Source organism: Roseateles sp. GW821-FHT09G09 (assembly GCF_059415965.1).
The window spans coordinates 45679-71642 of sequence record NZ_JBWKOG010000007.1; the positions used below are offsets into that span (position 1 = coordinate 45679).

The 25964-nt window shown below is 68.8% G+C and carries 19 protein-coding genes and 1 tRNA gene; 6 read left to right on the forward strand and 14 right to left on the reverse strand.

Translation table 11 applies throughout. From position 1 onward, the window contains the following. Positions 1-97: 97 nt before the first annotated feature. From AC07O8_RS18980 to AC07O8_RS18995, 4 genes are all read right to left on the reverse strand, one after another. Positions 98-271, reverse strand: a complete 174-nt coding sequence (locus AC07O8_RS18980) for a hypothetical protein (RefSeq protein WP_495049520.1) — start codon at positions 269-271, stop codon at positions 98-100. 218 nt (positions 272-489) lie between these two features. Further along, positions 490-1440 (reverse strand): lysylphosphatidylglycerol synthase domain-containing protein, encoded by a 951-nt coding sequence (locus AC07O8_RS18985; RefSeq protein ID WP_495049521.1) that lies wholly within the window; start codon positions 1438-1440, stop codon positions 490-492. Beyond that, positions 1437-2840: a cardiolipin synthase ClsB gene (clsB, locus tag AC07O8_RS18990; RefSeq protein WP_495049522.1), complete on the reverse strand. Its 1404-nt coding sequence runs from the start codon at positions 2838-2840 to the stop codon at positions 1437-1439. The genes AC07O8_RS18985 and clsB overlap by 4 nt, the downstream gene beginning before the upstream one ends. Continuing rightward, positions 2837-3574 (reverse strand): endonuclease/exonuclease/phosphatase family protein, encoded by a 738-nt coding sequence (locus AC07O8_RS18995; protein ID WP_495049523.1) that lies wholly within the window; start codon positions 3572-3574, stop codon positions 2837-2839. The genes clsB and AC07O8_RS18995 overlap by 4 nt, the downstream gene beginning before the upstream one ends. 496 nt (positions 3575-4070) lie before the next feature. Here AC07O8_RS18995 and AC07O8_RS19000 point away from each other — a divergent pair, with 496 nt between their 5' ends. Together AC07O8_RS19000 and AC07O8_RS19005 are read left to right on the forward strand one after the other, a co-directional pair. After that, positions 4071-6707, forward strand: a complete 2637-nt coding sequence (locus AC07O8_RS19000; RefSeq protein ID WP_495049524.1) for a TonB-dependent receptor — start codon at positions 4071-4073, stop codon at positions 6705-6707. A gap of 15 nt (positions 6708-6722) precedes the next feature. Beyond that, a complete protein-coding gene (locus AC07O8_RS19005) occupies positions 6723-8102 on the forward strand; it encodes a sugar MFS transporter (RefSeq protein ID WP_495049525.1) in 1380 nt (459 codons plus the stop codon). Positions 8103-8178: 76 nt separating this feature from the next. Here AC07O8_RS19005 and AC07O8_RS19010 read toward each other — a convergent pair whose 3' ends face one another. The 6 genes from AC07O8_RS19010 to AC07O8_RS19035 form a co-directional block, all read right to left on the reverse strand. Then, positions 8179-9645 carry an ATP-binding protein gene (locus AC07O8_RS19010; protein ID WP_495049526.1) on the reverse strand — a complete coding sequence of 489 codons (1467 nt, stop codon included), beginning with the start codon at positions 9643-9645 and terminating at the stop codon, positions 8179-8181. Further along, on the reverse strand, positions 9635-10354 hold the full coding sequence (locus AC07O8_RS19015) for a response regulator (RefSeq protein ID WP_297524184.1): 720 nt from the start codon (positions 10352-10354) through the stop codon (positions 9635-9637). Before AC07O8_RS19015 ends, AC07O8_RS19010 begins: the two co-directional genes overlap by 11 nt. Further along, positions 10351-11640, reverse strand: coding sequence for an ABC transporter substrate-binding protein (locus AC07O8_RS19020; RefSeq protein ID WP_495049527.1), 1290 nt, complete (start codon positions 11638-11640; stop codon positions 10351-10353). Before AC07O8_RS19020 ends, AC07O8_RS19015 begins: the two co-directional genes overlap by 4 nt. Before the next feature lie 295 nt (positions 11641-11935). After that, positions 11936-12011: transfer RNA gene (locus tag AC07O8_RS19025), tRNA-Ala, on the reverse strand. 105 nt (positions 12012-12116) lie between these two features. After that, positions 12117-13541, reverse strand: a complete 1425-nt coding sequence (locus AC07O8_RS19030; RefSeq protein ID WP_495049528.1) for a hypothetical protein — start codon at positions 13539-13541, stop codon at positions 12117-12119. 154 nt (positions 13542-13695) lie between these two features. Further along, positions 13696-14808: a C40 family peptidase gene (locus AC07O8_RS19035; protein WP_495049529.1), complete on the reverse strand. Its 1113-nt coding sequence runs from the start codon at positions 14806-14808 to the stop codon at positions 13696-13698. A 291-nt stretch (positions 14809-15099) separates the two neighbouring features. Here AC07O8_RS19035 and AC07O8_RS19040 point away from each other — a divergent pair, with 291 nt between their 5' ends. Further along, entirely contained in the window at positions 15100-17004 is a 1905-nt protein-coding gene (locus AC07O8_RS19040; protein ID WP_495049530.1) for a propionate--CoA ligase, read from the forward strand. Continuing rightward, positions 17004-18998 (forward strand): M3 family metallopeptidase, encoded by a 1995-nt coding sequence (locus tag AC07O8_RS19045; RefSeq protein WP_495049531.1) that lies wholly within the window; start codon positions 17004-17006, stop codon positions 18996-18998. Before AC07O8_RS19040 ends, AC07O8_RS19045 begins: the two co-directional genes overlap by 1 nt. Here the strand turns inward: AC07O8_RS19045 and AC07O8_RS19050 are convergent. Next, on the reverse strand, positions 18983-19834 hold the full coding sequence (locus AC07O8_RS19050; RefSeq protein ID WP_495049532.1) for an HAD family hydrolase: 852 nt from the start codon (positions 19832-19834) through the stop codon (positions 18983-18985). The genes AC07O8_RS19045 and AC07O8_RS19050 overlap by 16 nt on opposite strands. A gap of 107 nt (positions 19835-19941) precedes the next feature. Here AC07O8_RS19050 and mdtD point away from each other — a divergent pair, with 107 nt between their 5' ends. Continuing rightward, the gene (gene mdtD / locus AC07O8_RS19055; RefSeq protein WP_495049533.1) at positions 19942-21405 is read left to right on the forward strand and encodes a multidrug transporter subunit MdtD; all 1464 of its coding nucleotides are present in this window, start codon (positions 19942-19944) and stop codon (positions 21403-21405) included. A gap of 104 nt (positions 21406-21509) precedes the next feature. Here the strand turns inward: mdtD and AC07O8_RS19060 are convergent, their stop codons facing one another. From AC07O8_RS19060 to AC07O8_RS19070, 3 genes are all read right to left on the reverse strand, one after another. Next, entirely contained in the window at positions 21510-23279 is a 1770-nt protein-coding gene (locus AC07O8_RS19060; protein ID WP_495049534.1) for a PhoH family protein, read from the reverse strand. 283 nt (positions 23280-23562) lie between these two features. Continuing rightward, a complete protein-coding gene (locus AC07O8_RS19065) occupies positions 23563-24042 on the reverse strand; it encodes a peroxiredoxin (protein ID WP_067270239.1) in 480 nt (159 codons plus the stop codon). Between the two features lie 127 nt (positions 24043-24169). Further along, the gene (locus AC07O8_RS19070) at positions 24170-24544 is read right to left on the reverse strand and encodes an Mth938-like domain-containing protein (RefSeq protein WP_495049535.1); all 375 of its coding nucleotides are present in this window, start codon (positions 24542-24544) and stop codon (positions 24170-24172) included. Between the two features lie 175 nt (positions 24545-24719). Between AC07O8_RS19070 and AC07O8_RS19075 the strand changes: the two genes are divergently transcribed. Beyond that, a complete protein-coding gene (locus tag AC07O8_RS19075) occupies positions 24720-25946 on the forward strand; it encodes a pyridoxal phosphate-dependent aminotransferase (RefSeq protein ID WP_495049536.1) in 1227 nt (408 codons plus the stop codon). Positions 25947-25964: the final 18 nt, after the last annotated feature.

Below are 25964 nucleotides of genomic sequence, written 5' to 3' on the forward strand. Positions count from 1 at the left end.
CTGACGCCTGGCCTGTGAGGAGGTGACGGGAGGACGCGATCGTAAGACGCCCCGGGGAGGGCGGTCCTACAACTCCGACTTCAGGCGCTCGAAGGTCTCACGCAGCAGCTTGGACATCGGCTTGCGAGGGCTGGCGCCAGACCTCGCACAGCTGGGTGAAGAGCACCTGCTCCTGCTCCGCATAGAAGGCCTGCTTGCGCGAGTACAGCGTCGGGCTGCACCGCATCAGCGTGTCGATGGCCTGCATCTCCTCGAAGATGTAGCGCGCCATGTGCCGAGTCGGCCTCCGCGCTGCCGATGCCCGCGCTGACGCGTGCGGAGGACGCAAATCCCGGCAGCCCGCCATGGCGCGTCATCGATTTCGACTGGGTCGATGCAGCGCGATCGCGCGCCGTGCCTGCTCGAATGGCGTCGCGATCCTGCATGTGCAGCACAGGGCAGCGACACGGCTGTCTGGCGCGCACTCAGGCCCGCACTCGCGCGGGGTGGTCATTTCCTCGCCTTCGCCTCCAGCACGAAATAGGCGACGGCGGCGATCGACAGCGGGGCGAGGTAGTAGAGCGCCCGATACGCGATCAGCGCGGCGAGGACCTGCCCGTGCCCCAGCGTCGGACCGAGGAACGCGACGAACACGCCTTCCAGCACGCCCAGGCCCGCGGGCACATGTGCGATGACGCCCGCCACCGCGGCGACCAGCAGCACGGACAAGGTGTGGCCGTAGTCCACCCCCTGCTGCAGCAGCACCCAGAGCACGGCGCCCATCGTCAGCCAGTTGGCCGAGGAGATCGTCAGCTGCATCAGCGCCAGGCGCAGGCTCGGGACGAAGAAGTCGTGGCCGCGCAGTCGGAACTCGCGACGCGGGGAGAAGGCGCACAGCGCCAGGTAGGCGGCCACGACGCCCCACATCAACGCGCCCAGCCCGCGCAGCGCGCCGGTGCCGACGCGCCACTCGGCCGGCGGTTCGAGCCATCCGAAGAGGAAGAGCCCGCCCGCCAGCAGCCCGTAGCCGAGCCAGTTCGAGGCCATGCTCAGCGCGAGGATCTTCGCCGGCACCGGGTGTCGCAGGCCTTCGCGCGCGTAGAGCCGCAGCCGCATCGCGACGCCGCCGACCAGCGAGCCGAGGTTGAGGTTGAACGCGTAGCTGATGAACGTGATCAGCATCACCCGCCGCGTCGGCACCGCATGGTGCGCCCAGTGCTTGCCGATCAGGTCGTAGCCGCTGTAGATCAGATGGCTGAGCGCGCACAGCGCCGCGCCGCCGACGAGCACGCCCGGCGGCAGCTGCCGCAACGCGTCGCCGACGTCCGCCCAATCGACCTGGCGCGCCGCCCACGCGAGCAACCCCACCACCGCGACCGCGAACAGGCCGCTCAGCCATCGGCTCCAACGCCAGCGCACCGGGCGCCGCGCCGCGGCATCCGGCGTCGGCGTGGCACTCACGCGGCGGTCTCCTTGCTCAGGCAGCGCGCGCCTTGCGGGTCTTGCGCGCCCTGCACGTCCTGCACGTCCAGTGCGTCTTGCTCATCTCGCACGCGCTGTACGGCCTGCTGCCACTGCCAGGCTTCCGCCCCCGGCGTCTGCGGGGCGCTGACGAGCACCGTCGTGTCGGCGACCGGCATCACCGGCTGCGTCTGCCGCGGCAATCGCGCCAGCCAGCGCGGGAAATGCCTCATCACGTGGAAGACGAAAGCGCCCATGCCAAGACGCCACCACCAGCGGTGCGCGTTGGTGTGTTCGAGCTTGAGCAGCTTGCACTGGCTCTTCATCAGCGGGAGGAGCTTGTCGCGCAAGGCGCGGTTGAACGCGCGGTCCTCGACGATCACATTGGCCTCAAGGTTGAGCGACAGGCTCAGCGGGTCGAGGTTGCTGGAACCCACCGTCGCCCAGTGGTCGTCGACCAGCGCCACCTTGGCGTGGATCGGTCGTTCGCAATACTCGTGGATATGGACGCCGGCGCGCATCAACTGGTCGTAGACCATCTGCGCCGCCCAACGCGCCCAGGCGATGTCGGGTTGGCCTTGCAGGATCAGGTGGACCTTCACGCCGCGGCGCGCTGCGCGCTGCATGCTCCGCAGCAGCAGGAAGCCGGGGAAGAAGTAGGCGTTGGCGATGATCACCTCGTGCCGCGACGCGTGCAGCGCGAGCCGGTACATGCGCTCGATGTCGTCGCGGTGGCGGTGGTTGTCGCGCGTGACGATGACCGCCTTGGCCTGGCCGACGGCCGAAGTCGCCGTGTCTCCGGTGGACGGGTTGCTCTTTCGAGGTTCCTGCGCGCGGCTTGGCCACCAGCGTCGCTGGGCGGTCGGTCCGGCGGAGGGCGTCTGCGGTGTCGCGGTCGCGAGGATCTCTCCCGTCACGCGACGGAGCTGCGCCACGACCGGCCCCTGGACGCGCACCGCGTAATCCTGCTTCGCCTCCGGACCGAAATCGAGCAGGTGGTCCGCCGAATAATTGATGCCGCCGATGAAGCCCGTCTCGCCGTCGACGACGACGATCTTGCGGTGCAGCCGGCGGAACGGCTTCAGACGGCGCGACAGCTTGGGCGGCGGATCGAAGACGTGCAGCCGCACGCCCGCGTCGATGAGACCACTCACGAAATTCATCGACAGCTCCGGCGACCCGAACCCGTCCACCGTCATGTCGACGCGCACGCCGCGCTTCGCGGCGGCGATGAGGACCTCGCGCAAGGCCAGCCCGACCTTGTCCTCGAAGAGGATGAAGGTCTCGATGAGCACCTCGTGCTTCGCGGCCTCGATCGCGGCGAAGACGGCGGGGAAGAACTCTTCGCCGTTCTCGAGCAGCTCGAGGCGGTTGCCGGCGCTCCAGTCGGGGCGCTTCACAGCCGGATCTCCGCCGCCAGCGGCGCATGGTCGGACAGGTGCGACCAGGGCCGGCGCGGCAGCACGATCGGATCGTGCACCGACGCCCCGCGCACGTAGATGCGGTCCAGCGCCAGCAGCGGGAAACGCGCGGGGAAGGTGCGCGCCGCGGCGCCGTAGGACTTCACGAAGACCTCCGCGAGGCCGGCGCAGCGGCTCAGCATCCGGTGCGCGCGCTGGCGCCAGTCGTTGAAGTCGCCCGCGACGATGACCGGGTCCTCGGGCGGCAGGCTGTTGATCAGCTGGCACAGGCGCTCGACCTGGCGCTGGCGGTGCGATTCGCGCAGGCCCAGATGGACGCAGATCGCGTGCAGTTCGCGGCCGTCGGCGAGCTGGAGCACGCTGTGCAGCAGGCCGCGTCGCTCGGGGCCCTCGATGGAGACGTCGTGGTTGGTGTGCCGCGTGATCGCGAACTTGGACAGCAGCGCGTTGCCGTGGTGACCCTGCGGATAGACCGCGTTGCGGCCGTAGGCGAAGTCGCTCCACAGGCTGTCCGCGAGGAACTCGTAGTGGGGTGTCTGCGGCCAGGTGGGGACGCGGGCCGCGTGCAGTTCGTGCTCGCCGAGCACTTCCTGCAGGAAGACGACATCGGCCGAGACGGCCCGGACCGCCTCCCGCAGCTCGTGCAGGATGAAGCGGCGGTTGAAGAAGCCGAAACCCTTGTGGAGATTGACGGTGAGGACGGTGAATTTCATGGCCTGCCCAGGCAAGCCATGTTCCCGTCACCCGTTCAGAGGTCGTCGGGCTTCAGCATCATGGGGCCGACGCACAGGACCCCGAAGGTGAGCGCGAAAGCGCCCACGAGAATCGCGCCGATCAGTTCAAGCATGGGGTGCTCCTGTGGCGATGCCGCGTCGCGGCGGGCGCCCGGTTCCCCGGGCGCAAGGCCCGGATCTCCGGGTGGGAGCGATCAATACTAGACCTGTCCGTCGCCTCGCCGCAATCGCGTCCGCCGGTGTCCCACCGCCCGTTCGGGGGATTCCCGGCGCGGGTTGCGCATTCCTTCCAGGCGTGCTCCGACCGGGCGCCCCCGGGGCTGCGTTGCCGTACGCGTCCGATAACACCCTGACCCTGTCTTGCGCCAACGTAACGTCGGCGCAATGAAGTCCATCAAAGCGCAACGCGGCGCGCCGGGCGGAGGCATCGCCCCTAGATTGCGGGCCACCGAACTCGTTGCCCAGGAGCACCTACGTGGCCAAGCCCCCCTTCAAGTCCCTTTGCAAGCCCCTCCCGAAGCCGGTCTCGAAGCCGCTGCCCAAGCCGCTGCTGCTGCCCCGGCTCATCGGCCTCGCGCTCGGCGCCGCGGCGTTCGGCTCCGCGACCGCGCAGGAGGCCAACCAGCAGCTCGACACCGTCGAGGTCCGCGGCGTGCGGGCGACGCTGAAGAAGAACCTGGCCGAGAAGCGCGAGGCGCAGAACATCGTCGACAGCATCAGCGCCGAGGACGTGGGCAAGTTCCCCGACAAGAACGTGGCCGACTCGCTGCAGAGGGTGCCCGGCATCTCGGTGGACCGCATCTGGGGGGAGGGCAAGGCCATCTTCGTGCGCGGCACCGACAAGAACCTCAACATGACGCAGCTCAACGGCCAGGCCGTGGCCTCGTCCGAGTGGTGGCTGAACGAGCCGCAGACGCGCAGCTTCAACTACGACGTGCTGCCGTCCGAGATCGTCGGCAGCCTGGACGTCTACAAGAGCCCGTCGGCCGACCAGGATGAAGGCTCCATCGGCGGCCTCGTCATCGTCAAGACGCGCCGGCCGCTGGCCTTCAAGGACCCATTGACGGTGCAGGTCGCCGCCGAGGCCCTGTACAGCAAGCTGCCCGACAAGACCGATCCGCAGCTCTCGGGCCTGCTGAACTGGAAGAACGACGACAAGACCTTCGGCGTGCTGCTGGCCATCAGCAGCCAGAAGCGCCACATGCGCCGCGACGGCCTGGAGCAGTTCTCCGACGGCAAGTACGACGTGAAGGACCAGAACGGCGTGGTCACCAACGCCTACGCGTCCTGGGGCGGCGGCTCGGCCATCTTCCGCCAGGAGCGCGAGCGCACGACGACCAACCTCGCGCTGCAGTTCCAGCCCAATCCGGCCACCGACCTCGTGCTGAACCTGATGGATTCGGACATGAAGATGAACAACAACAACCAGAACTACCTCTGGCAGGCCGGCGGCCTGGCGGTGGGCGGCGTCATCAGCGCCGTCGACCCGAAGTTCATCACCGTGGCCGACGGCAGCAAGGCGCTGGTCGGCGGCACCTTCGGGCCCAGGACCGGCGTGTCCTTCGAGCCCATCTATCGCGAGAGTTACATCAAGTCGCGCGTGGCGGACCTCGACGGCACCTATCAGGGCGGCAGCTGGCAGGTGCACGGCCAGGCCGGCACCACGAGCAGCTCGGGCGGCAGCAAGCATGACCGCCACTTCTGGATGGAAGGCGACACGCGCACGACGATCTCGCTGGGGCCCGATCACTACGGCGTGAAGTACCTCGACATCAACCCGCTGGATCCGAATGCGCTGACGCTCAAGTCCGGCGACGACCGCATCCGCCGCATGGATGCCAAGGAGAACTACGCGCAGGGCGACGTCACCTTCGACATCGACGGCAGCGTCATCAAGGCGGTGAAGGTGGGCGCCAAGTTCCGCGACAACACGCTGAAGAACACCCGCATCCAGGGTACGGCCGGGCCGGGATCGCCGGGCTGGCAGTCGTTCTCGCTGGCCGACCTGTCCACCGGCCCGTCGCCGCTGCTGAGCCAGGCCGGGGGCACGTCCGACGCGCTGAGGCAGTACGCCTGGTTCGACGACGGTCTCGTCGTCGGCAAGGGCATCCCGATGTTCGACAAGGCGATGACCTACACGGACGTGCTCAACGAGAACTACAAGATCCACGAGCGCATCAGCGCGGTCTATGCGAAGGCCGACTTCTCGGTGGCCAGGTTCCGCGGCGACTTCGGCCTGCGCGTCGTGCGCACGCAGCAGACCTCGGACGGCTATCTCGGCAATGCCGGCGGAGGCTTCTCACCCACCAGCGTCGATCACAACTACACCGACGCGCTGCCCAGCCTCAACGTCGTCTACGACCTCAGCAAGGAGGTGGTCCTGCGGGGCGCGGTCTCGCGCGCCATGGCCCGCCAGACCTTCGACCTGCTCAGCCCCGGCCTGCGCCGCGACGGCACCGTGCTGTCCAAGGGCTACGCCGGCAACCCGCTGCTCAAGCCGGTGCACGCCAACCAGGCCGAGATCGGCGCGGAGTGGTACTACGCCGATGCCGCGCTGCTCTCGGGCACCTTCTTCATCAAGAAGCTCGACACCTTCACCTACAAGGCGTCCAAGTCCGAGCAGGTGGGCGGCGAGACGCTGACGGTGGAACGCCCCTACAACGCCGACAACGGCGCCGACATCAAGGGCGTCGAGCTGCAGTGGCAGCAGCCCTTCGGCCACACCGGCTTCGGCACCGTCGTGAACTACACCTTCACCGACGCCAAGGCCGGCGCCGTGGCGGGCCAGCCGCGCCTGAAGGTGCTGGGCAACTCGCGCGACCAGTTCAACTTCAGCGGCTACTACGAGCGGGGACCGATCACGCTGCGCGTGTCCTACAACTACCGCTCCAAGAGCTACGGCAACGTCGAGATGGGCGGCCAGGTCGTCAACGCCGCCTACGGCCAGTGGGATGCGTCGGCCAGCTGGGACGTGACGCGCAACATTGCGCTTTATGCCAGCGCGGTCAACATCAACAACGAGGTCATCAAGTCCAACACCGTCGACGGCATCCCCATCGGCCTGTACGAGAACGGCGCACGCTACAGCGTCGGCGTCCGGGCCAAGTTCTAAGGGGCTGTCTTGTCCATGCACACCACAACCCTCACCCCCCCGGCGCGCCAGGGCGTGCTGCTGCCGATGATCTTCATCGGGCTGATGTTCTTCATCCTCGGCTTCGTCACCTGGCTCAACGGCTCGCTGATCCCCTTCCTGAAGATCGTCTGCGCGCTCAACAACTTCCAGGCCTTGTGGGTGGCCTTCGCCTTCTACATCGCCTACACGGTGATGGCGCTGCCGTCGGCGGCCCTGCTGGCCCGCATCGGCTACAAGAAGGGCATGACGGCCGCGCTGGGCGTCATGGCCGCCGGCGCGCTGGCCTTCATCCCGGCCGCGCGCTCGGGCCAGTACGCGATCTTCCTCGCCGCGCTGTTCACGCTGGCCAGCGGCATGACGCTGATGCAGACGGCCATCAACCCTTACATCGTCTGCATCGGCGCGCGCGAGAGCGCGGCCATGCGCATCTCGATCATGGGCCTGTTCAACAAGGGCGCGGGCATCGTCGTGCCGCTGGTGTTCTCGGCGCTCATCCTGTCGGGCATGGAGCGCTTCTCCGAGTCGGCCCTCGCGGCGCTGGATGTCGCGGGCCGCGAGGCGCTGCGCAACGAGCTGTCGCAGCGTCTGGTCCTGCCCTACGCGGTGATGGCCGCGGGTCTGCTGGCCTTCATGGCCCTGATCCACTTCTCCTCGCTGCGCGAGCCGGACCTGGACGAGAACGACGCGCGTTCAGCCTCGACTTCTGACGCGCCTTCTGAAGCGCCTTTTGAAGCGGCTTTTGAAGCGCCGCCGGACAGGGCGAGGCGCTGGGGCGTTTTCCAGCATCCGCAGGTCGTGCTCGGCGCCATCGCGCTGTTCGGTTATGTCGGCGTGGAGGTGATCGCGGGCGACACCATCGGCCTCTATGGCCGCGAGCTTGGGGTGACGCACTACGGGGTGCTCACGTCCTACACCATGGGCTTCATGGTGCTGGGATATCTGCTGGGCGTGGCGCTGATCCCGAAGTGGATGTCGCAGCGCACCGCGCTGATCCTGTCGGGAGCGGGCGGCCTCCTGTTCGTGCTGGGTGTCGCACTGTCGTCGCCGACGGCCTCCGGTATCTCGCAGGCGCTGCTGGGCTGGGCGGGCGTGCCGCCGGTGCCCGACACGGTGTTCTTCCTGGCGCTGCTGGGCCTGTCCAACGCGCTGGTGTGGCCGTCCATCTGGCCGCTGGCGCTGGAGGGCCTGGGCCGGTACACGGCCGCCGGCTCCGCCTTGCTTATCATGGGCATCGCCGGCGGCGCGCTGATCCCCATGCTCTACGGGCACCTGGCCGATGTGACCAGCCCGCAGCTCGGCTACTGGGTCATGCTGCCCTGGTACGGGCTCATCCTGCTCTACGCCCTGTTCGGCAGCCGCCTCAGGCGGTGGTGAAGGCGGTCCTTCTTGCACGGCGGGTCTGGCTGACTGCGGCGGTCGCAGTACGTCGGGTGAGGGAGGGGGTGAGAACTCAGCCCGCCGGGAGGGCGACGCGCGCTTCGAAACCGCCCGACGGGTGATTGCGGAAGCGCACCGTGCCGCCGTGGTCGGCCACGATCTCGCGCACGATGGACAGGCCCAGGCCGAGGCCGTCCTGACGCAGGCTGGCCCCATGCTCCAGCCGCGTGTAGGGCTGGCCCAGTCGGGTGAGCGCGCTGTCGGGCACGCCGGGCCCGTGGTCGCGCACGGTGACCAGCACGAGGCCTTCCTCGTCGCTGCCCACGCTCACCTCCACCGCCTGCGCGGCATCGCCATAGAACATCGCGTTGTCCAGCAGATTGCCGATGGCGCGCTTGAGCGCCAGCGGCTTGCCGAACACGGTCAGCGGCTCGTTCTGCAGCTCGATCCTGTGCCCGCCCATGCGCGCGTCCCGCACCATCTTCTGAAGGACCAGGTCGATGCGCAGCGGCGCGCGGTTCTCGTGGATGTCGGTGTCCTTCACGATCTGCAGGGCGGTCTTCACCATCATGTCCAGCTCGTCGAGGTCCTCGTGGAACTCGTCCTGCACGGCGGTGTCGTCCAGCAGTTCGCTGCGCAGCCTCAGGCGCGTGATCGGCGTGCGCAGGTCATGCGAGATGGACGCGAACAGGCGCTCGCGATCGCCGATGTAGCGGCGGATGCGTTCCTGCATGTCGTTGAAGGCCTCGATGGCCTGGCGCACCTCCTGCGTGCCGCTGACGGGCAGCGGCTTGGGCGCCACCCGCCGGCCCACGCGCGCGGCCGCCTGGCTCAGGCCCGCCAGCGGCCGCGTGATCGCGCGTACGGCGATCAGCGTCAGCAGCACCGCCAGGCCCAGCGCCAGCAGTTGCGGGGTCAGGCGTTGCCAGGTGAAGAACTCCAGCTGTTCCAGGAAATAAGGGTCGGGCAGGGTGCTGCTGAGGTAGAGCCATACGCCCGGCTCGGTCTCGGCCTGGATGACGAGGAAGGGTGCCGGCCGCTCGACGGCGATCAGCGACGGCTCCACCCAGCTCTCCGGAAGGTCGCTGAGCAGCGCGCCGCTGGGCGCCACCGCCAGGCCGATGGGCGAGGCCAGCGCGACGCGCACCGGCGTGCCCGGGGGCAGCTGGGCCGTCAGCTCCTGGGTGACCCGCTGTTCCAGCAGGCGCGCCATGGGCTGGTCGGGCAACGGCGTCACCGGCACTGCCGCGTTGTTGAAGAAGACCTGGAAGCGCGTGCCGCCCATGGTGCGCAACTGCTCGATGAGCAGCGGCCGGTAGGCGGCGGGCAGTTCACGCAGGGCCCGCACCGCGCCCATGGCGCCGCTGGTCACATGATGGGCGGCCAGTTCGGTCTGGCGCCGCACGCGCTGCTCGATCTGGCTGTACCAGACCAGGTTGACCGTGAGTTGCACCAGGGCCAGGCCGCCCAGCATCGCCAGGACGAAGCGGCCCTGCAGGCTGTCGAAGAGGAATTTGCGGGCGCGCTGCTCAAGGCGCATGCCGCGGCGTCACGGTGGTCGAGAACACATACCCCGATCCGCGCACGGTCTTGATCAGCGCGGGCTGCTTGCCGTCGTCCTGCAGGCGTTGGCGCAGGCGGCTGACCTGCACGTCCAGCGAGCGGTCCAGCGGCCCCAGGTCGCGCCCGCGCGTGACCTCGGCCAGGCGGCTGCGGTCCAGCACCTCGCCGGGGTGTTCGACGAGCAGCTTGAGCAGCTGGAAGTCCATGCCCGACAGTGCCGTCGCCGTGCCGTCGGGGTCGACCAGGCTGCGCTCGAGCAGGTCCAGCGTGAAGCCGTTGAAGGCGTAGTAGCGCGGCTCCTTGGCCTTCTCCTGGCCGGTGCGGCGGGTGATGGCCTTGATGCGCGCCAGCAGCTCGCGCGGGTTGAAGGGCTTGCCGAGGTAGTCGTCGGCGCCCAGCTCCAGGCCGACGATGCGATCGGTCTCGTCCGCGCTGGCCGTCAGCATGATGACCGCCACCTCGGAACGGCGGCGCACCGACTGGCACAGCGTGAAGCCCTCGGTGTCGGGCAGCATCACGTCGAGGATGCACAGGCTGATCTCGTCGCGGTGGCGCTCGAACTCGGCCATGAAACTGGCGCCGTCGTGGGCCAGCAGCACCTCGTACTGGTTCTTCTCGAGGTAGGTCTTCAGCAGGCTGCGGATCTTCTGGTCGTCGTCGACGATCAGGATTTTTCGAGGGGTCATGGGGCGGCTTTCCTTGGGCTCAGCGCGCGCAGCAGGCCCTGCAGCTTGCGCTGGGCGGCGGCGGGCGACTGGCTCGGGTCCAGCGCGAAGCGGTGGACGGTTTCGATGATGGCGTTCTTGCCGATCTCGCCGAAGGCCATGCGGTGCACGAGGCTGGGCACGCGCGGCGTGGCGGGGTTGGCGAAGAGGTGGAACGAGGCCTGGGCGCAGGGGTCGAGCTCGTCCACCGGCACGTCGCGGCGCACCGGGATCGACCCCTTGATGCGGTTGTAGCCCAGCTGCAGCGTGGCGCTGCCGAGCAGCTCGGCCATCTTCTCCTGGTCGGCCTGGCTGCTGCCGTTGCCGGCCAGCATGGCCAGCGTGTCGATGCTGTAGAGATGGGCCTGGGCGGTGCCCGGCACGGCCTTGCAGCTGAAGTCGCGATCGCCTTCCAGTCCCATCGCGCCGAGCTCGCCGCGGGCCCAGTCGCCCATGATCATCATGGCGCTGCGCTCGTTGGCGAAGTCGGCGACGACGTCGGTCCAGGGCCGCTCCCCGGGCGCCACGCCGCTGGCGGGCAACGCGAGGTTGCGCCAGTTGCGCAGGCGTCTGAGCGCGCGCTCCAGCGCCGGATCGTCGAAGGCGCTGAGGTCCCGCTGCTCCAGCATGCGGCGGTACAGGGCCGGGCCGGCTTCGCTGAGCAGCAGGGCCTCGAAGACGGTGGCCACCTGCCAGGGCTCGTCGCTGAAGGCCACCGGCGTGACGCCGGCGGCGCGCAGCTTGACCGCGGCGCGCTCCAGGCCGTCCCAGTCCTCGGGCGGGGCGATGCCGTGGCGCTTCAGCAGCGCCTTGTTCAGGTAGAGGTTGTTGATGCGCTGGATGCCCAGCGGCGCCGCGACGACGTGGCCCCGCACGGTGACCTGCGCCATGACCTGCGGGAACATGACCGTGGACCAGTTGCGCCGGGCCGCGACGCCGTCGAGTTCCAGCAGCAGGCCCATGTCGGCCCATTCGTTCATGGACGCGCCGTTGAGCTGGGCCACCTTGGGCGCCATGCGGCGCAGGATGCGCTCGTTCAGCACCTTGATGGCGGGGCCGCCGCCACCGCCGGCGACTGCGCCGTCGACCCATTTCAGGCCGTTCTCGGCCATGCGCGCGGCGACATGGTTGGCCGCGGCACGCTCGCTGGCGGAGGTCCACCAGTGCAGCACGTTCAGCTCACCGGCGCCGTCCACCGGTGGGGCGGCGGCGATCGGCCCGGCCGCCATGACCGAGCAACTCCAGGGCAAGACCGTCAGCGCCACCATGCGTCGCATCTTGCGGGCGGCCAGGCGGCGCCAACCTTGCGTTTCGTACGACCGCTGTAATGTTGTGTGACTCAAGGACGCCGCCGGACTGCAGGGAGGCGTGGATTGTCTTGAGCGATGCGGCAGATGGCGATTGGGGCTTTACCGCGAGCCGATGGCGTCGCGCGCGCGAAAGGAAGTTCGGATGTCCGGCCTGTGGCGCGTCGACGGTTCTTTAGAACACTGGCGGAGCCTGAAGCTGCAGCGCCAAAGAGAAAGGGGTCGCGCCTTTCGGTGCGACCCCTTCCGGATCTGTTGGTGGAGAGGAGGAGGATCGAACTCCCGACCTTCGCATTGCGAACGCGACGCTCTCCCAGCTGAGCTACCCCCCCAACGAAGACATCGACTATAGCAGAGATTTCACGAAGTCAGCCAGGCCGGCGGGATCCCGAACGGAGTTCGCACAACACGCCTGACGGTCGTCGGGCGCGCCCGGTTCACCAGCGGCAACCCTTGTCGCGCGCGGCATCGCGCACCAGCGGCACCACCGCCAGCAGACCCTTGTCCGCATACGCCTTGCGGCACTCCTGCTGGCCGGCCTCGCGCATCTTCTCGGCCAGCGCATCCTTGTCCTCCGGCGGCTTGGGCATCGCCGAGATCACGCCCGAAGGCGTTCCGCGGGGACGCATCGGACCGCGGGCCGCGTTCATGTCGAGGTTCAGCTTCGGCGCGTTCGGTGGCGTCGAGGCCGGCGTCGCCACGTCATGTCCCGTGCGCGAGCCGGCGTCCGGCGCGCCGACGCTGGGCTGCGTCGTCGTGGGCGACGTCGCGCCATCCAGCGAGATCCGATTGGCCGGTGTCGGCGTCGGAGACGGCGTGGTCGATACGCGCGGCTGCGGTGCAGGCGAAGGCGCGGGACTGGGCGTGGGAGCGGCCGTGGTGGGCGGCGTGGGCGCAGGGCTCGGTGTCGGCGCGGGCGCTGGCGTGGGGGCAGGTGGTGCCACCTGCGGCGCGGGCGTCGGGGTTGGTGCGGGTGCCGGCGCAGCGGCTGGCGCCGCGGTCAACGGCGGAAGTTCCGCGGGTGCCTTGAGTTCCGTCGGGATGGGAGGCGCTGGTGTGCGCTCGATCGGTGAGCGGTCGATGCGTCTCACCGTCGTCGGCGTCTCGCTGAGGATGGGCGCCGGGCGCTCCGGCAGTTGCAGCGTCGGCGAAGGCGCCTGCAACGCGTCCGTCGGTACGGCAGGGCGCGTGGGTGTCGTCTCGCGCGCGGCCGGCGCGATGCGCGTCGGCGCCGTCACGGTGGCTTCGCCAGGCGTGGTCAGCGTCGTGATCGTCGGCGCAGGTTCCGCGGTGGGCGAGAACGAGGGGGCCGGCTGTGCGGTCGGTGGTGTCGGCGTCGGAGACGTCAATGCAGGCGTTGGTGCAGGCGTCGGCGCGGGTGTCGGTGCGGGGACAGGTGTCGGCGCCGGCGGCGGCGGTGCGGGCTTGGAGGTCGGCGCGGGCACCGGCGCCGTGGCGGCCGGCGGCGCACTGCGATCCGCAGGCGCGTCGCCGGTCAGTTCGTCGCCGGGCTGCTGTCGCCATTGCCCCTGGCGCGCGGCGCCGGGCGTCTTCTGTTCCTCGGGCGTGGGCGGGCGTTCCCGCACCGCGCCGCCGGAGCGCGGCTGCCTGGCATCGCCGACCGGCCCGCGCTCGGGCAGCACGACGGCGGGTTCGCCCGAGCCGGGCTCGTAGCGGTCGCCCTGCAGCCGCACGTTCAGCGGCCCCCAAGCACCTTCGCCCAGCTTCGCCGCCCCGCCGGGCGCATTGCCGATCGCCACGAGCAGCAGCACATGCAGCAGCACGGCCAGCAGCAGGGCTTGCCCCATCTGGTCGGGCACTCGGTGCAGCGGTGTCTGGGCGGGATCGAGGACGGCGGACAAGGTGGATCGCGGAGGATCGCGGCGGACGGCGCTGGGGCGCAGCATAGCCGGAGTCAGCGGCGTGCCGTGTCAGGACTTGTCTGCGAGAGGGGGGCGCGTCTGCGCGGCAGAGGCGGCGCCCGTGGCGGGCGCCGACGGCGGGCTCCGGGCCCGCTCAGGTGCCCGGATTGGCCTGGTTCAGATCGGCGCGGCGGGCGCCGGTGAAGCGCTTGGCCCAATACGCCTCGCGCATGTCCTCGACGCGCACCGCGCCGCCGACGCGCGGCGAGTGGATGAACTTGCCTTCGCCGACATAGATGCCGACATGCGAGAAGGTCGCGCGCATCGTGTTGAAGAAGACCAGGTCGCCGGGCTTGAGGTCTTCCTTCTTGATCGGCACCAGGCTGGACAGCTTGGCCTGCTCGTCGGCGCGGCGCGGCAGCACCAGGCCCACGCTCATCTCGAAGATGTGGCGCGTGAAGCCGCTGCAGTCGAAGCCGTTGTTGACCGAATTGCCGCCGCGCTTGTACGGCACGCCCAGGAAATTCATCGCCGACAGCACCAGGTCCGAGGCGTTGTCGCGCACCCGGTTCAGCAGGCCCGGCGCGGGAGCGTCGACGCCTGGCGAGGCGGGCGATTGCTGAGCCTGCGCGACGATGCCGCGCTGCTGCAGGAAGCGGGCGACGGAATCGCCGGCGTTCGCGTTGCCGGCGGCCGCACCCATCAGGGCGGTCGGCGGCAGCGCGGCCGTCGTATTGGCGGCGGGCGTGGCCGGCGCGACCAGCGCGGCGGCGGTACCCGCGGCAGCGACGGTCGTCGCGATCGTCGCGGCGCCGGCGGGCGAGCGCATCAGGCTCTGCCCGTAGGCGCCCATCATCGTGCCGGCGGGCGGCGCGACCTCGGTCTTGGCGTCGGCGACTTTCGCGTCAGCCTTCGCCGGTGCGGTCTTGTCCGCAGCCTTCGTTTCGGGCTTGGTCGACGCGACTTTGTCGGCGACCTTGTCCGCAGCGGACTTGTCGGCGACAAGCTCGGTCGCCGTGGACTTGTCTTCGTCGCCCTTGGCCTTCTTGTCCTTGCCGGCGTCCTTGGCCGCGACCTGCTTCGAGGACTTGCCGTCCTTCGACGCTTTGGCGGCCGGCTTGGCTGGGGCGGTCTTCTTCGTCGCCGGCTTGGCGGCGGCCTTGGCCTGCGCCTTGGGCTTGTCCTGCGACGCGTTGGTGGACGAAGTCGACTGTTGCGCCCAGCAACCACCGCTCGCGAAGACGCAGATCAGCCCCAGTGCGGCCATGGCGCGCTGGAGCTGCTTGTGTCGGGGAGCGGAGCGGGAAGGACGAACAGTACTCATCGGTGTTGGGCGCGGAGACTAGGCACCATCTCCGTACCGGTCAAGCGCGAATGCCCGCAGGTGCGCGCCTGGCTAGGGAAAGTCCGGGCGTGGCCACGAGACCCTTCCCAGGAAAACCCGGATTGGACCACAGCCCCTTGCTGGAACGCTGTGAACGAAAGTTTCAAAAAAGCTGCCGATGCGAGGATCCGTGCGGAATTCGCGCATTCAATACCAACATCCAAGGAGACCCCGATGACCGACACCTACGCGGCGATGTACCGACGTTCGATGGACGATCCGGACGGCTTCTGGACCGAGCAGGCGCGGCTGATCGACTGGGCGCATCCGTTCGAGCAGGTTTGCGACACGAGCCGGCCGCCGTTCGCGCGGTGGTTCGTCGGCGGGCGGACCAACCTGTGCCACAACGCGGTCGACCGCCACGCGGCATCCCGGCCCGACGACGCGGCGCTGATCTGGGCGTCGAGCGAGGTCGGCCAGGAGCGCGTGTTCAGCTTCGCCCAGCTCCAGGGCGAGGTGGAGGCCATGGCCGCGATGCTGCGCGAGCAGGGCGTCGGCGTCGGCGACCGGGTGTTGATCTACCTGCCGATGATTCCCGAGGCGGCCTTCGCGATGCTGGCCTGCGCGCGGATCGGCGCGATCCACTCGGTGGTGTTCGGCGGCTTCGCCAGCCATGCGCTGGCCAACCGCATCGACGACGCGGAGCCGGTGCTCATCGTCAGCGCCGATGCCGGCAGCCGCAACGGCAAGGTCGTGCCCTACAAGCCGCTGCTCGACGAAGCGATCCGCCTGGCCGCGCACAAGCCGGCGAAGGTGCTGATGGTCGATCGCGGGCTCAGCGCGTTCGAACGCATCGAGGGCCGGGACCTCGATTACGCCGCGGAGCGCGAGCGCCTGCTCGGCACGCGCGTGCCCTGCGAGTGGCTTCCTTCCGACGCCATCAGCTACACGCTCTACACCAGCGGCACGACCGGCCGGCCCAAGGGCGTGCAGCGCGACGTCGGCGGCTACGCGGTCGCGCTGGCCGCGAGCATGAAGCACATCTACGACGGTCATCCGGGCGAGACCTTCTTCTCCACCAGCGACATCGGCTGGGTCGTCGGTCACAGCTACATCGTCTACGGCCCGCTGATCGCGGGCATGGCCACGCTGATGTACGAGGGCACGCCCGTGAGCCCCGATGCGGCGATCTGGTGGCGGCTCGTCGAGCGGCACCGCGTGACGGTGATGTTCAGCGCGCCGACCGCGGTGCGGGTGCTGAAGAAACAGGACCCCGCCTGCCTGACGCGGCACGACCTGTCGTCGCTGCGGGCCTTGTTCCTCGCCGGCGAGCCGCTGGACGAGCCGACGGCGCGCTGGATCGCCGACGCGATCGGCAAGCCCATCGTCGACAACTACTGGCAGACCGAGACCGGCTGGCCCATCCTGACGCTGGCGCGCGGTGTCGAGCCGGCCGAGCCGAAGTTCGGCTCGCCCGGCGTGGCGATGTTCGGCTACCGCGTCCAGCTCCTCGACGAGCGCACGGGCGAGGTGCTCGAGGCGCCCAACCAGAAGGGCCTGCTCACCATCGCCTATCCGCTGCCGCCGGGCTGCATGCAGACCGTCTGGCGCGACGACGAGCGCTTCGTCCGCACCTACTGGGACAGCGTGCCGGGCCGGCAGGTGTACTCGACCTTCGACTGGGCCTTGCGCGACGAGGAGGGCTACTACTTCATCCTCGGGCGCAGCGACGACGTCATCAACGTCGCCGGCCACCGGCTCGGCACGCGCGAGATCGAGGAATGCATCGCCGGTCATCCGGCGGTGGCCGAAGTCGCCGTCGTCGGCGTCGCCGATCCGCTCAAGGGTCAGGTCGCGATGGCCTTCGCGGTGCTGAAGGATCCGGCGCGTGCCGCGACGCCGCAGGACGCGCTGGCGCTGGAGGGCGAGATCCTCAAGCGCGTCGACCAGCAGCTCGGCGCGGTGGCGCGGCCGTCGCGGGTGCGTTTCGTGGCCTTGCTGCCGAAGACGCGCTCGGGCAAATTGCTGAGGCGCGCGATCCAGGCCGTCTGCGAACATCGCGATCCCGGCGACCTGATCACCCTCGACGATCCGGCCGCGTTGCAACAGATCCATGAGTTGATGAAGGAAAGGTCCTGATGATGCAAAGGAATGCGTTGATCCTGGCCGCCTGCGCGCTGCTGTCCGCGCCGGCGTTCGCTCAATCCGAGGCGCGCCCGCCCGCGCTGCCCACGCCGGCCTTCCCCAGCTTCGCCGACGGCAAGGCCGTGGACCGCGCCTGCGATGCCGGCCTGAAAGCGCTGAACCGCGAGGTCTCGCAGCTGGCCACGCGCAAGGTCGACAAGGGCTGGCTGGCCGCCTACGACCTGGTGATCGCGCATCATGAGGATGCGCGTTTCCCGATCGACTTCGTCCAGAACGTGCACGCCGACAAGGCCGTGCGCGACGCCGCCCAGGCGTGCGCGCTGCGCTGGTCCGACTTCCAGACGGCGCTCACGCAGAACGAGAAGATCTATCGCGGCCTGAAGACCGCACCCGCCGCCGACGCGATCGATCGCGAGCTCAAGCGCAACGCGCTGGGGATGTTCGAGGACAGTGGCGTCGGCCTGTCGAAAGACAAGCGGGCGCGTGCCAAGCAGATCCTGGACCGGCTCTCCGCGCTCGACCAGCAGTTCTCGAAAGCGATCCGCGACGCCAACATCCGCGTCGCGTTCAGCGCCGAGGAACTGCGCGGCGTGCCCGACGGCGTGTGGAAGGACAAGCCGCGCGACGACCAGGGGCGCTACCTGCTCGGCGTCGACAACCCGACCTACACCGCGTTGATGCAGACCGCCGAGAGCGGCGCCGCGCGCGAGCGCATCTGGCGGGCCAAGACCAACGAGGGCGGCGAAGGCAACCTCCAGCTGCTCACCGAGATCATCACGCTGCGCAAGGCGTACGCCGGGCTCTTCGGCTACGACAACTACGTCGACTTCAACCTGCGCCGCCAGATGGCCAAGGACGCGGCGACGGCCACGCGTTTCCTTGGCGAGGTCAAGGGCACCGTCCAGCAGGGCGAGCGCGCCGATCTGGAGGCGCTCCGCCGCGCCAAGGCGGCGCACCTCGGCACCGCGGTCGAGGCCACCACCGTGACGCAGTGGGACGGCGTCTATTACGCGGAGCGCATCCGCAAGCAGCGCTTCACCGTCGACCAGGAGGCCTTCCGGCCGTACTTCCCGCCGGCGGAAAGCCTGGCCTTCACGCTGCGCATCGTCGACCGGCTGCTCGGCGTGACGCACACCCCGGTGACGGTGCCGGGTCTCTGGCATCCCGACGTCAAGGCCTACGTGGTCAGCGATACCGCGACGGGCAAGGCGCTTGGCACGCTCTACGTCGATCCGTTCCCGCGCGACGGCAAGTACAACCACGCGGCGGTCTGGCCGCTGCGCTCCAGTAGCACGCGCCTGGGTCGCCATCCGGCGGCGGCGCTGGTCGTCAACCTCGATCGCGGCGGGCTGTCGCTCGACGAGCTGGAGACGCTGCTGCATGAGTTGGGCCACGCGGTCCACAACAACCTGGCGCAAACGCGCTACGTCTCGCTGGGGCAGTGGGCGGTGATGCACGACTTCGTCGAGGCGCCGTCGCAGATGCTCGAGGACTGGGTCTACGACCCGCGCGTGCTCAAGCTGATGGCCGAGGTCTGCCCGTCCTGCAAGCCGGTGCCCGACGAACTCGTCGGCAAGGCCCGAGAGGCGCGCGACTTCGCCAAGGGCACGAAGTTCGGCCGCCAGCATCTGTATGCGAGTTATGACCTCGCGCTGCACGGCGCCACGATCCAGGATCCGCTGGCGCTGTGGGCGAAGATGGAGGGCGACACGCCGCTGGGCCATGTGCCGGGCACGATGTTCCCGTCGCGCTTCGCGCACATCGCGGGCGGCTACGGCGCGGGCTACTACGGCTATCTATGGAGCCTGGTCGTCGCGATGGACCTGCGCACGCCGTTCGCGGCCGACAAGCTCGATGCCGCCGTGGGTCGTCGTTATCGCGACGCGGTGCTGTCGCGCGGCGCGGAGAAGCCGGCGCCGGAACTGGTGCGCGACTTCCTCGGCCGCGAGTCCGACGCCAACGCGTTCTACGACTATTTGCGCAAGTAGGTCGCCCGCCAGTCGTCGCGGATGAACTGCACCACGGCGTCCTCATGGTGGAAGCCGATGATGCGGTGCGCGGCCTGCTTCACGTCGTCGCTGGCATTGGCCATCGCGATGGCGTGATGCGCGGACTTCAGCATCGTCAGGTCGTTGACCTGGTCGCCGAAGACGACGAGCTCGCGCTCGTGCAGCGCGTAACGCTGCGCCAGCGTGGCGATCGCCTGGTCCTTGCTCGCCCGGCGGTCGTGCACGTTCAGCCAGGGCCAGCCCGGCATGTAGAGGTCCTCGGCCAGGTGCGTGGTGACGAGGTCGCCGCAGGTGGCCAGGATCTCGGCCTGCAGCGCTTCCAGCGGCTCGGCGCGGCCGACCACCAGCAGCGTGACCAGCGGATCGTCCAGCTGGTCCTGCAGGCGGTCGACGTGGCGCAGCCGCGGGTCGGCGTTGCGCTGGCGCTCGGTGACGAAGCGCTGCTGGCCTTCGTTCTGCACCTCCTGCCAGAAGAGCTGGTCGCCCTTGACGCCGTGCGTCGCGATGAAAGGCATCAGGCCGTGGCGCCGCACCAGCGCGAAGATCGACTGGCCGAGCGCCGGGTCCATCGCATTGACCAGTTCGTGCCGGCCGGTGCGCAGGTCGCTGATGTAGGCGCCGTTGGACGAGACCACGGGCAAGGAGATCGGCAGGCCCTCGAGGATGCGGGCGATCGACACCACGTGCCGCGCGCTCGCGACGGTGAAGGCCAGGCCTTCGGCCAGCAGTTCGGTAAGGCCCGCGCGGGTGGCGGCGGAGAGGCGGGCCTGCGGATCGAGCAGGGTGCCGTCGAGGTCGGAAACGTAGAAGCGCATGGGTCCTGGAAGTCGCGCGGGAGGTGATCGGGGGCAGGGCGCCACCGCGTGCCGCGACAGGCGCACATCCTACGCCGCCGGGGTCCGATACTTGCCGGATGCCGCCCATGCCTTCCTCCTCGACGACGCCGCTCGACGTGCTCGGCCGCCCGGTCCTCGACGACGCCACCCGCCGCTGGCTGCCCTGGGTCGTCGCGCTGGCGTTCTTCATGCAGACGCTGGACACGACCATCCTCAACACGGCGCTGCCCGGCATGGCCCGCGACCTTGGCGAGGACCCGCTGCGCATGCAGTCGGCCGTCGTCGCCTACCTGCTGACGGTGGCCTTGCTCATCCCGGCCTCGGGATGGCTGGCGGACCGCTTCGGCACGCGGACCGTCTTCCTGTGGGCGATCGGGCTGTTCAGCCTGGGCTCGCTGGCCTGCGCGGTCTCGCCCAGCCTGCACGTGCTGGTGGCGTCGCGGGTGGTGCAGGGTATCGGCGGCGCGCTGCTGGTACCGGTCGGCCGGCTGGTGGTGCTGCGGGCCTTCCCGAAGGCCGAGTTCCTCGCGGTGATGACCTTCATCAGCCTGCCAGGGCTGCTGGGGCCGCTGCTCGGGCCGACCTTGGGCGGCGTGCTGGTGGAATTCGTCAGCTGGCACTGGATCTTCCTGATCAACCTGCCGGTGGGCCTGGCCGGTGCCGTCGCCTGCCGGCGCTTCATGCCGGAGATCCGGGGCCCCATCGGCAAGCGCTTCGACTGGGGCGGCTACGGGCTGTTCAGCGTCGGGCTGATGCTGATGTCGCTGGCGCTGCAGGGCTTCGGCGAGCACATGGTCAGCGTCGCCGTGTGCTTCGTGATGCTGATCGCGGGCGTGGCCTGCATGATGGCCTACTGGCTGCATGCGACCCGCGCCGACGAGCCGCTCTTCACGCCGGCGCTCTTCGCCGTGCCGACCTTCCGCATCGGGCTGCTGGGCAACGTCTTCGCGCGGCTGGGCAGCGGCGCGACGCCGTTCCTGACGCCGCTCTTCCTGCAGGTGGGACTGGGGTTCTCGCCCAGCGAGGCGGGGCTGTCGATGATTCCCTCGGTGCTTGGCGCGATGTTCACCAAGACGCTGGCGATCCGCCTGATCAAGCGCGCCGGCTACCGGCGCGTGCTGATCGTCAACACGCTGCTGCTGGGCGTGCTGATCGCGAGCTTCGCGCTGATCCCGCGCGGCGTCGGGCACGTGTGGCTGGCGATCCACCTCGGCCTGTTCGGGATGGTCAACAGCATGCAGTTCACCGCGATGAACACGCTGACGCTGGGCGACCTCGACGAGCGCACCGCCAGCCCCGGCAACAGTTTGCTGGCGGTGGTGATGCAGCTGTCGATGAGCCTGGGCGTGGCGACGTCCAGCGCCTTCCTGCTGCTGTTCTCGCACGGGCTGCCGCGCACTGAAGGCGCCGCGATCGTGCCCGCCTTCCACGGCACCTACCTGGCGCTGGGCGCCATGGCCGCGCTCGCGGCCTTCATCTTCTACCAGCTGCGTCGCGACGAAGGCGCGGCCGAGGAAACCGTCCAGTCGAAGCTGACCCCCGAAGAGTAGGAGCCGGAATGAAAAAGCCACCCCGAAGGGTGGCTTTGGAAAAGTTCCGAGGCCCGTGAGGCCCCGCGCTCACGCCGGGCTCAGAGCACTTCTCAGCGCACTTCTCAGAGCACTTCGGACGCGAAGTCCGCGAGCCGCGAGCGCTCGCCGCGCGCCAGCGTGACATGGCCGCTGTGGGCCCAGCCCTTGAACTTGTCGACCGCGAAGGTCAGGCCCGAGCTGCCTTCGGTCAGGTAGGGCGTGTCGATCTGCGCCAGGTTGCCCAGGCAGACGATCTTGGTGCCCGGACCCGCGCGCGTGATCAGCGTCTTCATCTGCTTGGGCGTCAGGTTCTGCGCCTCGTCGATGATCACGTACTTGTTCAGGAAGGTGCGCCCGCGCATGAAGTTCAGGCTCTTGATCTTGATCTTGCTGCGCACCAGGTCGTTGGTGGCCGCGCGACCCCATTCACCGGCGCCGCTCTCGCCGCGCCCAAGGACTTCCAGGTTGTCGTCGAGGGCGCCCATCCACGGGCCCATCTTTTCCTCCTCCGTGCCGGGCAGGAAGCCGATGTCCTCGCCGACCGGGACCGTCACGCGGGTGACGATGATCTCGGTGTAGCGGCGGTCGTCGAGCACCTGCGACAGGCCGGCGGCCAGCGTCATCAGCGTCTTGCCGGTGCCGGCCGAGCCGGTCAGCGTGACGAAGTCGCAGTCCGGATCCATCAGCAGGTTCAGCGCGAAGTTCTGCTCGCGGTTGCGCGCGGTCACGCCCCAGACCGAGTGCTTCTGATGGCCGAAGTCCTTCAGCGTGCGCAGCACGGCGGTCTTGCCGGTGATCTCCTGCACCTTGGCGTAGAGCGGCGCGGCGCCGGGCGCCTCCAGATAGATCAGCTGGTTCACCAGCAGCGTCGGCACCAGCGGGCCGCTGATCCGGTAGAAGGTGGTGCCGCCCTGCTGCCAGCTCTCCATCGTCTTGCCGTGGCGTTCCCAGAAGTCCGCCGGCAGCGCTTGCACGCCGGTGTAGAGCAGGTCGGAGTCCTCCAGCGTCTTGTCGTTGCGGTAGTCCTCCGCCGGCAGGCCCAGCGCGCGGGCCTTGATGCGCATGTTGATGTCCTTGGACACCAGCACCACCTCGCGGCCGGGCTGCTGCTGCTTCAGCGCCTGGACGACGCCCAGGATCTGGTTGTCGGCCTTGCCCTGGGGCAGGCCCTGCGGCAGCGGGGTCTCGAACAGCGTCGTCTGGAAGAACAGCTTGCCGCCGGCCTCGCGGTGGCCGGTCTGGTCCAGCGGCAGGCCCTTGGACATCTCCTCGATCGTGCTCGACTTGAGGCTGCCGGCCAGCGCGTCCAGGTCGCGGCTGACCTGGCGCACGTTGCGGGCGACCTCGGTCATGCCCTTCTTGTGGCCGTCCAGCTCCTCGAGCGTGATCATCGGCAGATAGATGTCATGTTCCTCGAAGCGGAACAGCGACATCGGGTCATGCATCAGCACGTTGGTGTCGAGCACGAACAGCTTGGGATCGCCGACCGGCTTGCGCGCCTTGCTGCGGGTCGGGGAGCTCTTCTTTGCCGGGGCCTTGGACGGCGCGGGCGAGACCAGCGCCAGCGACGGCGACTGACCGCCGCGGGCTTCCACCGGCTCGGTCCGGGCGCGGACGTTGTCCGCCGGCGGCTGGGCGGTGGCGCTGGACGGTGCGGCGGCCGAGGCCGGCAACTCCGCGCGCGCATCCACCCGGGGCGCGGGTTCGGCGCGGGATTCGGTGCGCGAAGAGGCGATGGGGGCGGACGGTCTGGCCTCGAGCGCGGGAGGGCGTTTGCTGGGCGACAGATCGGTCGCGAAGGCGTCGGAATCTAGGCGGCTGGCGCGCTTGGTCGGAGGCTTGGGCAGTGGCATGTGCGGGGGTGACGGGCTTGCGTGATGAGCCTGGGGCGATGCCGACCAGGGGTCATGCCCCGGGCCTGACGGGCGCTGGCGATGCCGGAGGTGTCGGCGGCATCGGTGGCCTCGAACTCGCGCGCGGATCCCAGAAGACAAAAAGCCGCACCGGGGCCGGTGCGGCTCGTCTTCGGGAGGTCATTCGCTGCGATCAGGCACAGGGGCATGCGACTGATTATGCACAACTCCCGGCCTCCGCTCGTGACGGGCGGAAGAAGTTCAGGCGCAGATCATGCGCCGATCAGGCCGCTTCCTTCTTGAGGGCCTTGACGGCCTTCAGGACTTCCTCGACGTGACCGGCGACCTTCAGGCCGCGCCACTCTTCGCGCAGGATGCCCTGGGCGTCGATCAGGAAGGTCGAGCGTTCGATGCCCTTGACCTTCTTGCCGTACATGATCTTGTTCTTGACCACGCCGAACATGTGGCAGAGTTTCTCTTCGGTATCGGCGATCAGTTCGAAGGGGAGTTCCAGGTTCTGCTTGAACTTGTCGTGCGAGGCCATGTTGTCGCGGGAAACTCCCAGCACGACGGCACCGGCCTTGACGAATTCCTTGTGATGATCGCGGAACTGCATCGCTTCGGTCGTGCAGCCCGGGGTGTTGTCCTTCGGGTAGAAGTACAGCACCACGACCCTACCCAGAAATTCCTTGGGAGTGAACTTCACGCCTCCCGTGGCAAGAGCTTCAATGTCCGGGAGGGGTTTGTTGAGCGCTGGCGTCATGTGGCGTTCTTCAGAGAGATGTGCCCGGGCGGGCATAGCCATCGATTATACGTTGAATGGGTCGTTCCTCGCCCCCTCTGACATGGACGAGTCAGCGGCCTCCCAGAGAGTGGGAGGCGGGCCGCACTCACGACTCGATCAGCAGGGCCGCCAGCACCGCGCGGCCTTCGCTGGCCAGCACGTTGTAGGTGCGGCAGGCGGCGCCGATGTCCATGGTCTCCATGCCGATGCGGGCCTGGATCAGCGCGCGATGCAGCGCGGGTCGGGCGAACCGCAGTTTCGAGCCGCTGCCGAAGATCACCAGTTCCGGCTTGAGTGCCAGGATGCGCTCGAAATGGGCCTCCGAAAGGTCCTCGAAGCGCGTGACGCCCCAGTTCTCCGGCTGACCTTGCCACGGCACCAGGACGCTGTGCGCCTGCTCGACGCCGTTGACCCACACGTGGTTCAGGTCGTGGGCGGAAATCATGTTGCCGCCGAGCGGCTGGTCGGGTTGAAATTTCATTGAGGGTGATTCTGGCAGCGACGGAGGGTGTCTCCCCGCGGGCGTGGGATTACCCGCGATAACCCTGTGTTTAAATCGACAGCCCTGATTTTCCCCTGTGCGTTCCCCATTCGGAACCATTGGAACCCTCGGGAAGCTCTGCCGGGCTTCCCTTGAAACCTCGCCCGGAGTCATCTTGAGAACCGTCGCCAAGTCCAGCAAGCTTTCCAGCGTCAGTTACGACATTCGCGGACCTGTGCTGGACAAGGCGCGGCAGATGGAGGAAGAGGGCCAGAAGATCATCAAGCTCAACATCGGCAACACGGCGGTGTTCGGGCTGACGCCGCCGGACGAGATCGTCCAGGACATGATCCGCAACCTGGCCGACGCCGGCGGCTACACCGACAGCAAAGGCCTGTTCGCGCCGCGCAAGGCGGTCGTGCACTACACGCAGGAGAAGGGCATCCGCGGCGTGACGGTGGACGATGTCTACCTCGGCAACGGCGCGTCCGAGCTGATCCAGATGGCGATCAACGCGCTGGTCAACGACGGCGACGAGATCCTCATCCCGTCGCCCGACTTCCCGCTCTACACCGCGGTGGTCGGCCTGTCGGGCGGCCGGCCGGTGCACTACCTGTGCGACGAGGGCAGCGGCTGGCTGCCGGACCTGCAGGACATCGAAGCCAAGATCACGTCGCGCACCCGCGGCATCATGGTCTGCAACCCCAACAACCCGACCGGCGCGCTGTATCCGGACGACGTGCTGCTGGGCCTCATCGAGATCGCCCGGCGTCATGAGCTGATCGTCTTCGCCGACGAGATCTACGACAAGACGCTCTACGACGGCAACACCCACACCAGCATGGCCAGCCTGGCCGACGACGTGCTGTTCGTGACCTTCAACGGTCTGTCGAAGAACTACCGCAGCTGCGGCTACCGCGCCGGCTGGATGGTGGTGTCGGGCGAGAAGCGCCATGCCCGCGACTACATCGAGGGCCTGAACATGCTGGCCTCGCTGCGGCTGTGCGCCAACACGCCGGGCCAGCTGGCGATCCAGACGGCGCTGGGCGGCTACCAGAGCATCAAGGACCTGGTCGCGCCGACCGGCCGGCTCTGCCACCAGCGCGACCTGGCGTACGAGCTGCTGACGCAGATCCCCGGCGTGAGCGTCGTCAAGCCCAAGGCCGCGTTGTACATGTTCCCCCGCCTCGACCCCACGATCTATCCGATCGAGGACGACCAGCAGTTTGCCTACGAACTGCTGGCCGAAGAGAAGGTGCTGATCGTCCAGGGGACGGGCTTCAACTGGCAAGCCCCCGATCATTTCCGGCTCGTGTTCCTGCCCAACACGGACGATCTCCGTGAAGCCATCGGCCGCATCGAGCGATTCCTGGCGCAATACCGCAAACGCCACGCACGCTGACCTCCCGACCTTCTGAAA

Excerpts from the sequence above, each read along its gene's own strand:
- mdtD (WP_495049533.1), top strand. The coding sequence starts at position 19,942 with ATGCCTTCCTCCTCGACGACGCCGCTCGACGTGCTCGGCCGCCCGGTC.
- AC07O8_RS19010 (WP_495049526.1), bottom strand. The coding sequence starts at position 9,645 with ATGCGCCTTGAGCAGCGCGCCCGCAAATTCCTCTTCGACAGCCTGCAG.
- AC07O8_RS19065 (WP_067270239.1), bottom strand. The coding sequence starts at position 24,042 with ATGACGCCAGCGCTCAACAAACCCCTCCCGGACATTGAAGCTCTTGCC.
- AC07O8_RS19060 (WP_495049534.1), bottom strand. The coding sequence starts at position 23,279 with ATGCCACTGCCCAAGCCTCCGACCAAGCGCGCCAGCCGCCTAGATTCC.
- AC07O8_RS18995 (WP_495049523.1), bottom strand. The coding sequence starts at position 3,574 with ATGAAATTCACCGTCCTCACCGTCAATCTCCACAAGGGTTTCGGCTTC.
- AC07O8_RS19035 (WP_495049529.1), bottom strand. The coding sequence starts at position 14,808 with ATGGCCGCACTGGGGCTGATCTGCGTCTTCGCGAGCGGTGGTTGCTGG.
- AC07O8_RS19040 (WP_495049530.1), top strand. The coding sequence starts at position 15,100 with ATGACCGACACCTACGCGGCGATGTACCGACGTTCGATGGACGATCCG.
- AC07O8_RS18980 (WP_495049520.1), bottom strand. The coding sequence starts at position 271 with ATGGCGCGCTACATCTTCGAGGAGATGCAGGCCATCGACACGCTGATG.
- AC07O8_RS19070 (WP_495049535.1), bottom strand. The coding sequence starts at position 24,544 with ATGAAATTTCAACCCGACCAGCCGCTCGGCGGCAACATGATTTCCGCC.
- AC07O8_RS19005 (WP_495049525.1), top strand. The coding sequence starts at position 6,723 with ATGCACACCACAACCCTCACCCCCCCGGCGCGCCAGGGCGTGCTGCTG.
- AC07O8_RS19050 (WP_495049532.1), bottom strand. The coding sequence starts at position 19,834 with ATGCGCTTCTACGTTTCCGACCTCGACGGCACCCTGCTCGATCCGCAG.
- AC07O8_RS19015 (WP_297524184.1), bottom strand. The coding sequence starts at position 10,354 with ATGACCCCTCGAAAAATCCTGATCGTCGACGACGACCAGAAGATCCGC.
- AC07O8_RS19045 (WP_495049531.1), top strand. The coding sequence starts at position 17,004 with ATGATGCAAAGGAATGCGTTGATCCTGGCCGCCTGCGCGCTGCTGTCC.
- AC07O8_RS19020 (WP_495049527.1), bottom strand. The coding sequence starts at position 11,640 with ATGGTGGCGCTGACGGTCTTGCCCTGGAGTTGCTCGGTCATGGCGGCC.